Raw genomic sequence first — 14,430 nt, forward strand, 5'->3', positions numbered from 1 at the left:
GGACGGAGCAGTCGGAGCAGATGGAGCAGATGGAGCGTACGGAGCAGACGAATCGGACGACGGAGAGCGGGACCGCGCGCCCCGCACCCCGGGCAGCGTACCGACCAGCATGTTCGGGGCCGCACGACAGGGTGGGACACGGGCAACCCCCCGCTCAGGAAAGCCCGGAGACTCTCAGGACGGCTCGCGTGATCTCGTCGTCGATCCGGTGGCCGAGCTGTTCCAGGACGTCCGCGCCGTGCAGGAGCGTGCCGCGCTCGACGGAGCGGTGGACGCCGGTGTCGAGCTCGTGCCAGATCAGGGGGTTGGCGGTGAGGACGCGGGGGTCGAGTTCCAGGCGTCCGCCGTGGGCGTCGCGCAGCACCAGGTGCGAGGAGACGTGGCCGTACTGCCGTACGGCCACCAGCGCGTCGGTGCGCACCATGTGTCGGCGCCAGGGGGTGCGGGCCGCCAGCCAGCCGGGGCCCGCGGTCACCCGGTGCGGGAGGAGGACGGCGAAGACGGTGGCGGACAGGGCCAGCCACAGCACGGTTCGCGGGAGCGTCAGGCTGCCCGCGTCCCAGTCCACGAGCAGGAAGAGAGCGCAGAACACCAGGGCGCAGGTCACCGCCAGCTGGGCGCTGCCGCGCCAGTGGTGGTCGCCGGCCGGGACCCATCGGGCCATCGGTGTCATGGCGCTGACGCTAGGCGGCTGTGCGGGGCCGGGAAACGGACGCTGACGGGGTCCTGACGCCGTACGGGCGAATTTTGATGTGATCCTGACGCGGACGCCCGCACCTCAGCCGGTGTGGACGCGGGGCCGGCGGGCGCGGTCCGGTTCCGCCTCGCGCAGCACCTCTCGGGTGACCGGGGCGACCTCGCCCTGGCCGAAGAGGAAGAAGCGCAGGAAGTTGGCGAAGGGACCGCCCTCGGTCCACTCGAAGTAGATGTGCGGAATGCTGCCGGTCTCGTCGCGGGCGTGCAGCAGCAGCGCGGCGAGGGCGTTGGGGATGGACGAGGACTCCAGGGTCAGCACGCGGTAGCGGTTGTGCAGGACCTCGCCGCGCACCGTCAGGCCCGCCTCGAACTCGGACGGGTCGGTCACCGTCACCTCGACGAAGACGAAGTCATCCTGCTCCGGCATGTCGTTGTCGGCCCGGATCTGCTCGATCTTGTCGCGGTACTCGGCCTTGTCGCGCCGGTCGGGCTGGTTGGCGATGAACCGCAACTTGCGGCTGGCCATGTCACGGATGAAACGTCCCGCCATGTCGTCCAGCGTCACGCTGGTCACACGGAGCTCGAAGGCGCGGGCCAGCCGCGACAACAGGGACACCAGGATGATGCCGGCGATGAAGCAGGCGCCGATCTTGACGCCGTCGGGGCGCTCGATGACGTTGGCGACGGTGACGTAGAGGAACACCGCGGAGATGACCGCGAAGCCGACGGTCCAGCCCCGCTGGCCGGCCTTGCGGGCGGCGATGGTCACCGCGATCGCCGCCGAGCTGATGAGGACCAGCACACCGGTGGCGTAGGCGCCGCCCTGCGCGTCCACGTCCGCGTCGAAGATCCAGGTGACCAGGAAACCGATCAGGGTGAAGACGATGACCATCGGGCGGACGGCCCGGGCCCAGTGCGGGGCCATGCCGTAGCGGGGCAGGTAGCGGGGCATCAGGTTCAGCAGCCCGGCCATCGCCGAGGCGCCCGCGAACCACAGGATCGCGATCGTCGACACGTCGTAGACCGTGCCGAAGGCACCTCCCAGGTACTCGTGGGCCAGGTAGGCGAGGGCGCGTCCGTTGGCCTGACCGCCGGCCTCGAACTCCTTCTCCGGGATGAGGAGCGTGGTGATGAAGCTGGTCGCGATGAGGAAGACGCTCATGATGAGAGCGGCGGAGGTCAGCAGTTTCCTGGTGTCGCGGATACGGCCTCGCGGGTCCTCCTCGGTGTCGCCGTCGTCGCCCTTCACATGGGGCATGACCGCGACGCCGGTCTCGAACCCGGACAGGCCGAGGGCCAGTTTGGGGAAGACCAGCAACGCCACGCCGACCATGGCGAGGACGTTGCCGTGCTCGGCGGTGAGCGCGCTGGACCAGTCGGTGATCACATGGCCCGCCGTGACGACATGCCATCCGCCGACGGCGATGACCACGACGTTCAGCGTGAGATAGACGCCCACCAGGGCGACCGCGACCCCTACCGCCTCCAGGAAGCCCTTGAGGAACACCGCGCCGAGCAGCGCCACGAGGATGAGTGTGATCACCATCTGCTTGTCGTGCAGGGTGCTGTTCAGGTGGGGGTTCTCGACCAGGTGGGTCGAGGCGTCGGCCGCCGAGAGGGTGATGGTGATCAGGAAGTCGGTGGCGGCGAAGCCCAGCAGGGTCAGGACGAACAGCTTGCCCTGCCAGAAGGACAGCAGCCGCTCCAGCATCGCGATCGAGCCCTCGCCGTGCGGGCTCTCCTCGGCCACGCGTCGGTAGACCGGCAGGGCACCGGCCAGCGTGACGACGACCAGCACGATGGTCGCGACGGGGGAGAGCAGACCGGCCGCGAGGGCCGCGATGCCCGGCTGGTAGCCGAGGGTGGAGAAGTAGTCGACGCCGGTCAGGCACATCACCCGGTACCAGGGCTGGCCCTTGTGCGGGGCCTCGGGAGCGGAGTGCGGTCCGGTGTGGCCGCCCTCCTTGCCCATGTCGGACAGGCCCTGAAGCATCCACGTCCGCATACGGCTCAGCGGCGGGTGTTCCGTGGTGGCCATCGGCGTGCTCTCCAGGTGTGCGGCTCAGGGTGGAATCCGGTCATGACGCGGACGGCGTCACCAGCCTAAGCAGAACGTGACGTGAGAGCCGAGGGCTGGATCACACGCCGGCGTCAAGCTTGCGTTAAGACCGGCTGCCAGAACGCCGGTGAGCTCCGCCTGGCCACGTACCGCGTGTCCGACCACACGGTCTGCAAACCCCCGACCTCGACCATCCGCACCGCGCGGCACCCCGGTCGCGGCTCCGCCCACGGCAACAGCCGGCCGGATGAGCCCGCCGCGAGAGCCGCCTTGAGCCCGCTGACAGAGCCGCCGTGAGCCCGCTGACAGAGCCGACGTAGGAGCCGCCGTAAGGGTCCCGTCAAAGCTGCGGGGCCTGCCGTCAGGGAGTCGTCAACGACCGTCCGATTCCGGCCGGCTGCGGGTTTCCTGACAGTGTCCGCTGCTCTTCGGAACCTCTTCCACCTCTAGGAGTTCGCGATGGCCGATCTGGCCTTCGTCCTCACCACGATCGCGGTGTTCGCGCTGGTGGCCCTCGTCGCCAAGGGGGTGACGAAGCTGTGACCGCCGAGACCGTCGTCGGCCTCGTCGTCGCCGTCGCCCTGCTGGGCTATCTGGTCCTCGCCCTGATCTTCCCGGAGAGGTTCTGACGATGACATCAGCTGCTACCGCAGCGGGTGACATGGGTCCCGTGCTCGCCGGCGTGCTCCAGCTGCTCGCGCTCATGGCGGCGCTGGCCCTCGCCTACGTCCCCCTCGGCACCTACATGGCCAAGGTCTACACCTCCGACCGGCACTGGCGCGTCGAGAAGTGGATCTACAAGGGCATCGGCGCCAACCCGGACGCCGAGATGCGCTGGCCCGCGTACCTGCGCGGCGTCCTGGCCTTCTCGGCGGTGAGCGTCCTCTTCCTCTATCTGCTCCAGCGGGTACAGGGCGTGCTGCCCGGTTCGCTGGGCTTCAAGTCGATCGACCCGGACCAGGCCTTCAACACCGCGGTGTCCTTCGTCACCAACACCAACTGGCAGTCGTACTACGGCGAACAGGCCATGGGCCACGTCGTGCAGACGGCCGGTCTGGCGGTGCAGAACTTCGTGTCGGCCGCGGTCGGCATCGCCGTCGCCGTGGCACTGGTGCGCGGATTCGCCCACTCCCGGCTCCGCGCCGGCGGGGGATCCCCCGTCCGAACCGGCGAGCTGGGCAACTTCTGGTCGGACATGGTGCGCGGTGTCACCCGCATCCTGCTGCCGCTCTCCCTCGTCACCGCGATCGCCCTTGTCGCCTGCGGCGTCATCCAGAACTTCTCCGGCATCCACGAGGTCGGCCAGTTCTTCGGCGGGCACCAGCAGTGGAACGGCGGCGCGGTCGCCTCCCAGGAGGCCATCAAGGAGATCGGCACCAACGGTGGCGGCTACTTCAACGCCAACTCCGCGCACCCCTTCGAGAACCCGACCCCGTTCACGAACCTCTTCGAGATCTTCCTGCTGCTGGTCATCCCCTTCGCGCTGACCCGCACCTTCGGCATCATGGTCGGCTCGGTCAAGCAGGGCTACGCGATCCTCGCCACCATGGCCACGATCTGGGTCGGCTTCGTCGCGCTGATGATGTGGACGGAGTTCGCGCACCACGGCCCGGCGCTCCAGATCGCCGGGGGAGCGATGGAGGGCAAGGAGACCCGCTTCGGGGTCGGCGCCTCGTCGATCTTCGCGGTGTCGACCACGCTCACCTCCACCGGCGCGGTGGACTCCTTCCACTCGTCCTTCACCGGCCTCGGCGGCGGCATCACCATGCTCGGCATGCAGCTGGGCGAGATCGCGCCCGGCGGCACCGGCTCCGGCCTCTACGGCATGCTGATCATGGCGATCATCGCGGTGTTCATCGCCGGCCTCATGGTCGGCCGCACACCCGAGTACCTGGGCAAGAAGATCGGCACCCGCGAGATCAAACTCGCCGCCTGCTACATCCTCATCACCCCGGCCCTGGTACTCGTCCTCACCGCCGCCGCGATGGCTCTGCCCACCCCCGGCAACTCGATGACCAACAGCGGCGCGCACGGATTCTCCGAGATCCTGTACGCCTACACCTCGGCCGCCAACAACAACGGTTCGGCCTTCGCCGGCCTGAACGCCGACACCCAGTGGTTCAACAGCACGCTGGGCATCGCCATGGCGCTGGGCCGTTTCCTGCCGATGGTGTTCGTGCTGGCGCTGGCCGGTTCGCTGGGCGAGCAGAAGCCGGTGCCGGCCTCCGTGGGCACCCTGCGCACCGAGAAGCCCCTGTTCACGGGGCTGTTGGTGGGGGCGATCCTGATCATCACGGGTCTCACCTACTTCCCGGCCCTGGCGCTGGGTCCGCTGGCCGAGGGGCTGGCGTCATGACGGCCGACACGACGAAGCACGAGGACGCGATGTCCACAGCCACCCCGACCCGGGCGACGCACGACGACGTACCCACCGGACCCAAGCCCGCCGAAAGCCGCGTCGGAGCGGGCCTCTTCGACCCCGGACAGCTGGTGAAGTCGCTGCCGGACGCGTTCCGCAAGCTGGACCCGCGGGTGATGGTCAAGTCGCCGGTGATGTTCGTGGTGTGGATCGGCTCGGTGCTGACCACCGTGTTCTCGTTCAAGGACCCGGGCGACTGGTTCGGCTGGACCATCAGCGTCTGGCTGTGGCTGACCGTCGTCTTCGCCAACCTCGCCGAAGCGGTCGCCGAGGGCCGCGGCAAGGCGCAGGCCGACACTCTGCGCAAGGCCAAGACCGACACCGTCGCCCGTCGGTTCGTCGGGGACCGCGAGGAGCGGGTACCCGGCACCGAGCTGCGCATCGGCGACCTGGTCGTCTGCGAGGCGGGCGACATCGTCCCCGGCGACGGTGACGTCGTCGAGGGCGTCGCCTCGGTCGACGAGTCCGCCATCACCGGCGAGTCGGCACCGGTCATCCGTGAGTCGGGCGGCGACCGCAGCGCCGTCACCGGCGGCACCAAGGTCCTCTCCGACCGCATCGTCATCAAGATCACCACAAGGCCGGGTGAGACCTTCATCGACCGCATGATCAACCTGGTCGAGGGCGCGGCCCGGCAGAAGACGCCGAACGAGATCGCGCTGAACATCCTGCTCGCCTCGCTCACGATCGTCTTCCTGCTGGCCGTCGCCACGCTGCCGCCGTTCGCCCACTACGCGGGCACACATCTGACGATGGTTGTGCTGGTGGCGCTCCTGGTCTGCCTCATCCCGACCACCATCGGCGCGCTGCTCTCCGCGATCGGCATCGCCGGCATGGACCGGCTCGTGCAGCGCAACGTGCTGGCCATGTCCGGGCGGGCCGTCGAGGCCGCCGGTGACGTCTCGACTCTGCTGTTGGACAAGACCGGCACCATCACCCTCGGCAACCGGCAGGCGTCCGAGTTCGTGCCGGTGAGCGGCACCACCGAAGCCGAACTCGCCGACGCGGCCCAGCTGTCGTCCCTGGCCGACGAGACGCCCGAGGGCCGCTCCATCGTCGTACTCGCGAAGGAGACATACGCACTGCGCGAACGCCACCAGGGTGAACTCACGGGTGCCGAATGGATCGCGTTCACCGCCCAGACCCGGATGTCGGGCGTGGACGTCGACGGGCGCAAGATCCGCAAGGGCGCGGCCGGTTCGGTCGTCGCCTGGGTCCGGGAGCAGGGCGGCGAGGTGTCCGAGGACGCCGGCGCGCTCACTGACCGGATCTCCGAGGCGGGCGGTACGCCGCTGCTCGTGGCCGTCGAAGACACCGACGGCGCAAGGGTGTTGGGGGTCATCCACCTCAAGGACGTCGTCAAGGACGGCATGCGGGAACGGTTCGACGAGCTGCGCCGGATGGGCATCAAGACCGTCATGATCACGGGCGACAACCCGTTGACGGCGAAGGCCATCGCGCAAGAGGCCGGGGTCGACGACTTCCTCGCGGAGGCCACCCCCGAGGACAAGATGGCCCTCATCAAGCGGGAGCAGGCGGGCGGCAAGCTGGTCGCGATGACCGGTGACGGTACGAACGACGCCCCCGCCCTCGCCCAGGCGGACGTCGGGGTCGCGATGAACACCGGTACCTCGGCCGCCAAGGAGGCCGGGAACATGGTGGACCTGGACTCCAACCCGACCAAGCTCATCGAGATCGTCGAGATAGGCAAGCAACTCCTCATCACCCGGGGCGCGTTGACCACGTTCTCCATCGCCAACGACGTGGCGAAGTACTTCGCGATCATCCCGGCGCTGTTCGCGGCGGTCTACCCGGGCCTGGACAAGCTCAACATCATGGGCCTGTCCTCGCCCGACTCGGCGATCCTGTCCGCCGTCGTCTTCAACGCCCTGATCATCATCGCGCTGGTCCCGCTCTCCCTGAAGGGCGTCCAGTACCGGCCGGTCAGCGCGGACAGGATGCTGCGGCGCAACCTCACGATCTACGGCATCGGCGGCCTGATCGCCCCGTTCATCGGCATCAAGCTCATCGACCTGCTCATCTCCCTCATTCCCGGAATCGGTTGATCGCGATGAACAACTCCTTTGTGAACACCGCCCGGTTGCTCGGCGCGGGCCTGCGCGCCCTCCTCGTGCTGACCCTGCTGACCGGCGTCATCTACCCGTTGGCCGTCACCGGCATCGCCCAGGGCCTGTTCAGCCACCAGGCGAACGGCTCCGAGATCAAGGCGAACGGCAAGGTCGTCGGGTCCTCGCTCATCGGCCAGTCGTACGACCTGCCGTTGAAGAAGGGCCAGAAGACCCCCCAGCCCGACCTCAAGTGGTTCCAGGGCCGCCCGCAGAACGGCCTCGGCGTCAACAGCGTCAACACCCGGTACAGCCTGATCCTGTCCGGCGCGACCAACCGGTCCGCCGACAACAAGGACCTGATCGCCTGGGTGACCGCCGCCAAGAAGGCCGTCATCAAGGACAACTCGGTGAACGGCTACACGGTCCGGCCCTCCGAGGTCCCCGCCGACGCCGTCACCTCCTCCGGCTCCGGCCTGGACCCGGACATCTCCCCCCAGTACGCGGACATCCAGGTCCACCGGGTCGCCGAGCGCAACGGCCTGTCCGTCCCCCAGGTCCAGAAACTGGTCGACGGGCACACCGACGGCCGCACCCTGGGCTTCATGGGGGAGCCCAGGGTGAACGTCCTGGAACTCAACGTCGCGCTCAAGGAACTCGTGGCGAAGAGCTGACGGCGCGTGGATCACGGGATACGCAGACGCGGGCTCTGCCGTCGGGGCCGGCAGGCGGGATGGACCAGGGCCTGTCCGCTGGGCGGGGAGGAACACCGGGCAGGCCCTGGTGGATCGGTGTGGTCCGGGGCGGGGGTTCGTGACGCGTCCCGCCCGGGCCGGCGCGTCAGTCGCGGTGCAGCCAGACCGCGGTGTCCGGGGGCAGCAGGGCGTCGCCCAGTGGCCCGGATGAGAGGAGGGGGGTGCAGGCGTCGGGGAGGGGAATCGGTCGGCCGGAGAGGTTGACCGCGCACACCAGATCGTTGCCGCGCTGGAAGACGAGTGTGCCCTCAGGGCTGTCCAGCCAGTGCAGTTCCTCGCCCCGCAGGTCGGGGTCGAGGCGGCGCAGCCGCAGGGCGTGGCGGTAGAGCTTGAGCATGGAGTCGGGGTCGGTCTCGTTGGCTTCGACGGTGTACGACTTCCAGTCGCCGGGCTGGGGAAGCCAGGGAGTGGTGCCGGGCGGGCCGAAGCCGAAGGGTGGGGTGTCGCCACTCCAGGGGAGGGGGACGCGGCAGCCGTCGCGGCCGCGGACGGTGTGGCCGGAGCGTTCCCACATGGGGTCCTGGAGAGCCTCTTCGGGGAGGTCCTCGACCTCGTGGAGGCCGAGTTCCTCGCCCTGGTAGATGTAGGCGCCGCCGGGCAGGGCGAGCATGAGCAGGGCGGCGGCGCGGGCGCGGCGGGTGCCGCGGCCCAGGTCGGAGGGCTCGTGCGGGTCGCTCAGCGGGGTCGTCACGCCGGTGTGGGAACGGCCGTAGCGGGTCACGTGGCGGGTCTCGTCGTGGTTGGACAGGACCCAGGTGGCGGGGGCGCCGACGGCGGCGAGGTCGGTGATGCTGCGGTCGATGACCTCCCGCAGCCGGTCGGCTTCGAGGGGACACCTGAGGAAGTCGAAGTTGAAGGCGGTGTGCAGTTCGTCCGGGCGCACGTAGGCGGCCAGGCGGCCGGGGCGGACGTGGGCCTCGGCGACGAAGATCCGTGGGACGGCGTAGCTGTCGGCGATGGCGCGCCAACCGCGGAGGATGTCGTGGACGCCGTCGCGGTCCCAGTGCGGGTGGTCCTCCTGGCCTTCCGCCGTCATGACGGAGAAGTGCGGCAGCCCGAGGTCGGGGAGGGCGGGGTCCTTGTCCATGCCGTGGGCGACGTCGATGCGGAAGCCGTCGACGCCGAGGTCGAACCAGAAGCGCAGGATCGACTCGAACTCGGTGTGGACCGCGGGGTTGTCCCAGTTCAGGTCGGGCTGTTCGGGGGCGAACAGGTGCAGGTACCACTGGCCGTCGGGCGTGCGGGTCCAGGCGGGGCCGCCGAAGGCCGCGTGCCAGTCGTTGGGTGGCAGGGAGCCGTCCTCGCCCCGCCCCTCGCGGAAGAGGAAGCGGTCGCGTTCGGGGGAGCCGGGGTCGGCGGCGACTGCCTGGCGGAACCAGGGATGCTGGTCGGAGGTGTGGTTGGGGACGATGTCCAGGATCACGCGCAGGCCGAGGTCGTGGGCTTCGGCGATGAGCTGTTCGGCTTGGTCGAGGGTGCCGTAGGCGGGGTGGATGCCGCGGTAGTCGGAGACGTCGTAGCCGCCGTCGGCCAGCGGGGACGGGTACCAGGGGTTGATCCAGAGGGCGTCGACACCGAGATCGGCCAGGTGGGGCAGCCGGGAGCGGAGGCCGGCGATGTCGCCGGTGCCGTCGCCGTCGCCGTCGGCGAAGCTGCGGATGTAGACCTGGTAGATCACGGCGGAGCGCCACCAGGAGTCGCTTGCGTTGCTCAAGGTGCCGGAGCTCCTGACTGTTCGGTGTGCCTGTGGCAGCGAAAGAGGGCGGGGCGGTGGGGTGCCGTACGGGGCTTCGGCGAGGGTGGTCGGCCGGCGCCGGGGCGGCCGTGCTCGGGCCTCAGCCCTTGACCGCTCCGCTGGTGAGGCCGCGCACGAAGTACCGCTGCAGCAACAGGAAGATCCCGATCGGGACGAGCATGGAGAACAGGCCACCCGCCGTGACCATCTCCCAGCCGGTGCCCTGCTGTCCCAGCAGGTTGGTGATCGCGATGGTGAGGGGCTGCTTGTCGCCGGGACCCACGAAGACCAGGGCCACCAGAAGGTCGTTCCACACCCAGAGGAACTGGAAGATCGCGAAGGACGCCAGCGCGGGCGAGGACATCGGCAGGATCAGCCGGAAGAAGGTCTGGAAGTGGCTGGCGCCGTCGATCTTGGCGGACTCGATGACGTCTCGGGGCAGGGTCGCCATGAAGTTGCGCAAGAGGTAGACGGCCAGGGACATGCCGAAACCGATGTGGGCGAGCCAGGCGGCCGGGAAGGTCCCGTTCAGGTCCGCGGACGAGTAGAGCTTGATGATCGGGACGAAGGCGACGTAGTTCGGCACGACCAGCAGGCTCACGATGACGATGAAGAGGGTGTCGCGCCCCTTGAACGTCATGAAGGTGAAGGCGTAGGCCGCGAAGGCCGCGATGAGCAGCGGCAGGAACACGGCCGGCAGCGTGATGGCCATACTGTTGAGGAAGGCCGTGCCGAGGTCCGCCTGCTCCATCGCCCGGGAGTAGTTGCCGGTGGTGAGGTGGGTGAAGCCGCCGGGATGGGCGAACAGCGTCCACCAGCCGCTGGAGTTGGCGTCGTCGACGCCGCGGAAGGACGTGATCACCACCCCGAGGGTGGGCACGATCCACAGGGCGCACACCAGCAGCACGCTCAGCTTGCTCGGCAGCCTGCGGCCTCCGGTCCGGCCGCGGGACGTCTGCGCGTCCCGCCGGGCCACACGGCCGCGGCGCGGTGCCGGTGTGATCGTCGGGGTCGTCTGGGTGGTCATGCCGACTCCTCCGCCCTGAACTGGCGAATCTGGTAGATCATGATCGGCACGATGGCGATGAGCAGCATGACGACGATCGCCGACGCGTAGCCGTAGTTGTAGTTCGTGTAGAGCTGGTTGAAGAACTCCAGGCCCACCACGTTGGTGTTGAAGGACCCGTTGGTCATTACGTAGATCACGTCGAAGATCTTCATCACGGTGATGAGGACCGTGACGAAGACGGTGATGAGCGTGGACCGGATCTGCGGGACGATGATCCGCCAGAAGATCCGTGACTCGCCGGCGCCGTCCAGGCGGGCGGCCTCCAGGGTGTCCGCGGGAACGCCCTTGATGGCGGCGGACAGCAGCACCATGGAGAAGCCGGCCTGTCCCCACAGCAGCATGACCATGAGCAGCAGGCTGTTGGAGTGCGCGGTGCTCTGCTGGAGCCAGGGGACGGGGTCGTGGCCGAAGGCGGTGACGACGCCGTTGAGCAGGCCGGTCTGCGGCTGGCCCGCGGGCTGGGTGGCGTACATGAAACGCCATACGGTGGCCGAACCGACGGCGCTGATGGCCATGGGCATGAAGATGACGGTCTTGGCCATCTTCTCGGCCGTGGACGACAGACGGTCGGCCAGCACGGCGACGAGCAGACCCACCGCGATGCAGGCGGCGGGGACGACGGCGATCCACAGCAGCGAATTGAGCAGGGTCTGCCGGAAGGCCGGAGTCCCCAGGAGCTGGCTGAAGTTGTCCAGCCCGACGAAACTCGAGCCGTCGCTGCCGCGGAAGCTGTCGACGACGGTGACGACCGTGGGATAGACGAGGTAGACGCCGATCGCGGCAACCGCGGGGGCGATGTAGAAGTAGGGCTTGATCCGGGCTTCCCAGCGGCCCGGCAGGGCCTCGGCGAGCTTGTTGAGCGCCCAGTAGACGGCCAGGGCGCCGACGATGCCGGCCAGCACCGTCAGCGCCGTCGAGAGTACTTGGCTGACCACGGCGGTTCCTTCCTCGAACGCGGGTCGATGTCGTTCGGGCCGGAGGGCCGCCGGGGTCAGGTCCCGGCGGGCCCTCCGCGCGTGGTCAGCCGGCGGGCCAGCTGGCGTCGATGTTCTTCAGGGCGGCGTCCAGTGACTCCTCGCCGGAGATCCAGGCCGTCATGTCCTTCCAGAAGGTGCCGGTGCCGACCGCGGTGGGCATCGAGTCGGAGCCGTCGAAGACGAAGCCGGTGGAGTCGTAGGCCACCTTGGCGATCGACTGGGTCGTCTTCAGCGGGTAGTTGCTGAGCGGGAAGTCCTTGTGCGGGGAGACGAAGGAGGAGCCGTTGCTTGCCGCGGTGCTGCCGAGGTCGGTGGCCGCGAGCAGCTTCATGACCTTGCGGGCGGCCGGGCTGTCGTTGTAGATGGAGGCCGTGTCGCCGCCGCCCTCGACCGGGTTCTCGCCGCCCGCGGTGGCCGGGGGCAGGCCGAAGACACCGACCTCGGAGTCCAGGTTCTTCTGGACGTCCTTCGGGAACATGCCGGTGATGAAACTGCCCTGCTGGTACATGTAGCAGCCCGGCTTGCTCTGGAACATCGGGTTGCCCGCGGTGCCGAAGGCGTTGCTGGCGATCGACTTGCGGCCGCCGAGCACGTTGCCGTCGGTGAAGGCGATCTTCTGGAACTGGGCGGCTGCCTGGCGGACCAGCGGCGAGTCGAACTTGATGTCGTGCGAGACCCATTGGTTGTACTTGTCGACGCCGCCGTACTTCAGGACCAGGTTCTCCAGCCAGTCCGTGGCCGGCCAGCCGGTCGCCGTACTGGACTCGATGCCCAGACACCAGGGCGTCTTCCCGTCGGCCTTGATCTTCGCGGTGAGGGAGTTGAGCTCGTCGAGAGTCTTCGGCGCGCTGTAACCGGCCTGCTCGAACGCCTTCTTCGGGTAGAAGACCAGACCCTTGACGTTCATGCTGACCATCAGGCCGTAGGTCTTGCCGTCGGCCTTGGCGACGTCCAACGTGCCCGCGGTCATGCTCTTCTGCAGTGCCGGGAGGTCGAGGACGTCGTCCAGCGGGGTGATCTTGTTCTTGGACGCGAGGTCCTTGATGATGCCCGGCTGCGGCAGGAGTGCGATGTCGGGTGCGTCGCCTGCCTGCACCTTCTGCACGAGCAGCTGGTTGATGTTGTCGACCCTGCGCCACTGGACGGTGAGGCCCTGGGCCTTGGCGCGGGGCGCGAGCTTGGCCTTGAGACCGTCGATGATCGGCTGGTCCATGCCGGTCCAGATCGTGATCGTCTTCTTGTCGGCGCTGCTGCCGGACCCGGACCCGCAGCCGGTGGCGAGCAGGGCGAGGGCGCTGAACGCGCTCACCCCGACAACCAGCTTCCGTGTGGACATCTGTTCCTCCTTGGACGGTTGGCTGGCGTCGGGGCCGAGGTCCCGCACCTGATACCGCGCCTGCCGGGGGCGGGGTCTTGCACCGGGCCACCACGGCGGGTTACTAATTCGGGTTAGTGGCCGAAAGTTAGCCGCCCCGGTTTTCTCGCGTCAAGGGCTTGTTACAAGGGAGTTATCGGTGGATGTTCGGATGTCCCCGCGGGCCCGGACCGGGTCAGGCGCCCGCGCGCCGCACGTGGGCGGCCGTGGAATCACGCATCACGACCGGGCAGTGCACGAGCGTGCGCCCGGATCGCGGGGCGGGTCCGGCGGCGGCCAGCTGCTCGGCGGCCAGCCGGCCCATCGCGTCGTACGGCAGTCGTACCGTGCTCAGAGCGGGCCGTATCTCCGCCGCGAGCTCGAACTGGTCGTCGTAGCCCATGACGGACACGTCCTCCGGCACCCGGACCCCCGCCTCCAGCAGTGCCAGGAGCGCTCCCACGGCCATCCGGTCGTTGCCGCACATGACCGCGGTGGGCAGTGGGCCCCGCTGCCGCAGCAGCTTGCGGGTCAGCTCGTGCCCGGAGTCGGCGTGGTAATTGCCGGACAGCACGGTGTGGTTGTGCGGATCGAGCCCCGCACCGCGCAGCGCCTCGCGGAAGCCGCGCAGCCTGGCCTTGGTGGCCCAGACGCTGGCCGCGCCGGTGAGGTAGGCGATGTCGCGGTGCCCGAGGTCGAGCAGCGCCTGGGTGGCCTCCCGCCCACCGCGCACCTCGTCGGGCAGGATCGACGGCAGGGCGTCGTCGGGAACGAAGCAGTTCAGCAGGACCGTGGGCACCCGCGCGGCCTCCTCCGGCACCACCACCGACTTCGTACCGGCCACCGCGAAGATCAGGGCGTCGGCCTGCCGGTCGAGCAACTCGCCGACCAGTTGCGCCGCCTGGCGATTCGAGCCGCCCGTGTTCACCAGGAGCAGCAGGTTCCCGTGGCGTACGGAGACCTCGTGGGCTCCCTTGATCGCGGAGGCCGCGAACACGCCGAAGTCGCTGTCGTGGCTGACGAAGCCGATGGTCGCGCTGCGTCCGTGGCGCAGCCCCTGCGCCGCGCGGTTCGGCCGGTAGTCGAGTTCGGCGACCGCCCGCAGAACCCGCTGGCGGGTCTCGTCGCTGATCGTCTGCCCGGCCGTCCGGTTCAGCACGAAGGAGACGGTCGCGGGCGAGACGCCCGCCAGTCGCGCGACGTCCGCCCGACGTGGCCGGCCGGCTCGTGGGCGGTGATCTTCATGGGTTGACACGCCGCAAGAGTACGAGACGTCCCCGTCCTGAGAACCGGCTTCCGC

The 14,430-nt window shown here is 69.0% G+C and carries 11 protein-coding genes; 4 read left to right on the forward strand and 7 right to left on the reverse strand.

Going from position 1 to position 14,430, the window contains the following annotated elements; all coding sequences use genetic code 11:
- Window positions 1-154: 154 nt before the first annotated feature.
- Complete coding sequence (locus ABZ027_RS00765) at window positions 155-673, reverse strand: hypothetical protein (RefSeq protein ID WP_356762889.1); 519 nt, start codon at window positions 671-673, stop codon at window positions 155-157.
- A 105-nt stretch (window positions 674-778) separates the two neighbouring features.
- Window positions 779-2,734: an amino acid transporter gene (locus ABZ027_RS00770; protein ID WP_356762892.1), complete on the reverse strand. Its 1,956-nt coding sequence runs from the start codon at window positions 2,732-2,734 to the stop codon at window positions 779-781.
- A gap of 560 nt (window positions 2,735-3,294) precedes the next feature.
- Here ABZ027_RS00770 and kdpF point away from each other — a divergent pair.
- The 4 genes from kdpF to ABZ027_RS00790 are packed head-to-tail and all read left to right on the forward strand — an operon-like array spanning window position 3,295 to window position 7,914.
- A complete protein-coding gene (gene kdpF, locus ABZ027_RS00775) occupies window positions 3,295-3,384 on the forward strand; it encodes a K(+)-transporting ATPase subunit F (protein WP_344405280.1) in 90 nt (29 codons plus the stop codon).
- Window positions 3,385-3,416: 32 nt separating this feature from the next.
- Window positions 3,417-5,111: a potassium-transporting ATPase subunit KdpA gene (kdpA, locus tag ABZ027_RS00780; protein WP_356763425.1), complete on the forward strand. Its 1,695-nt coding sequence runs from the start codon at window positions 3,417-3,419 to the stop codon at window positions 5,109-5,111.
- Window positions 5,108-7,240, forward strand: coding sequence for a potassium-transporting ATPase subunit KdpB (gene kdpB, locus ABZ027_RS00785; protein WP_356762894.1), 2,133 nt, complete (start codon window positions 5,108-5,110; stop codon window positions 7,238-7,240). Before kdpA ends, kdpB begins: the two co-directional genes overlap by 4 nt.
- A 5-nt stretch (window positions 7,241-7,245) precedes the next feature.
- Window positions 7,246-7,914: a potassium-transporting ATPase subunit C gene (locus ABZ027_RS00790; protein ID WP_356762896.1), complete on the forward strand. Its 669-nt coding sequence runs from the start codon at window positions 7,246-7,248 to the stop codon at window positions 7,912-7,914.
- 166 nt (window positions 7,915-8,080) lie between these two features.
- Here the strand turns inward: ABZ027_RS00790 and ABZ027_RS00795 are convergent, their stop codons facing one another.
- From ABZ027_RS00795 to ABZ027_RS00815, 5 genes are all read right to left on the reverse strand, one after another.
- Window positions 8,081-9,709 carry a glycoside hydrolase family 13 protein gene (locus ABZ027_RS00795; RefSeq protein ID WP_356762898.1) on the reverse strand — a complete coding sequence of 543 codons (1,629 nt, stop codon included), beginning with the start codon at window positions 9,707-9,709 and terminating at the stop codon, window positions 8,081-8,083.
- A 121-nt stretch (window positions 9,710-9,830) separates the two neighbouring features.
- Window positions 9,831-10,757, reverse strand: coding sequence for a carbohydrate ABC transporter permease (locus ABZ027_RS00800; protein WP_356762900.1), 927 nt, complete (start codon window positions 10,755-10,757; stop codon window positions 9,831-9,833).
- Window positions 10,754-11,734 (reverse strand): sugar ABC transporter permease, encoded by a 981-nt coding sequence (locus tag ABZ027_RS00805; RefSeq protein WP_356762902.1) that lies wholly within the window; start codon window positions 11,732-11,734, stop codon window positions 10,754-10,756. The genes ABZ027_RS00800 and ABZ027_RS00805 overlap by 4 nt, the downstream gene beginning before the upstream one ends.
- Window positions 11,735-11,819: 85 nt before the next feature.
- Window positions 11,820-13,112: an ABC transporter substrate-binding protein gene (locus ABZ027_RS00810; protein ID WP_356762904.1), complete on the reverse strand. Its 1,293-nt coding sequence runs from the start codon at window positions 13,110-13,112 to the stop codon at window positions 11,820-11,822.
- Window positions 13,113-13,326: 214 nt separating this feature from the next.
- A complete protein-coding gene (locus ABZ027_RS00815) occupies window positions 13,327-14,385 on the reverse strand; it encodes a LacI family DNA-binding transcriptional regulator (protein ID WP_356762906.1) in 1,059 nt (352 codons plus the stop codon).
- Between the last annotated feature and the right edge of the window lie 45 nt (window positions 14,386-14,430).

The organism is Streptomyces sp. NPDC006332 (assembly GCF_040612855.1).
In the GTDB taxonomy this organism is placed as follows: domain Bacteria; phylum Actinomycetota; class Actinomycetes; order Streptomycetales; family Streptomycetaceae; genus Streptomyces.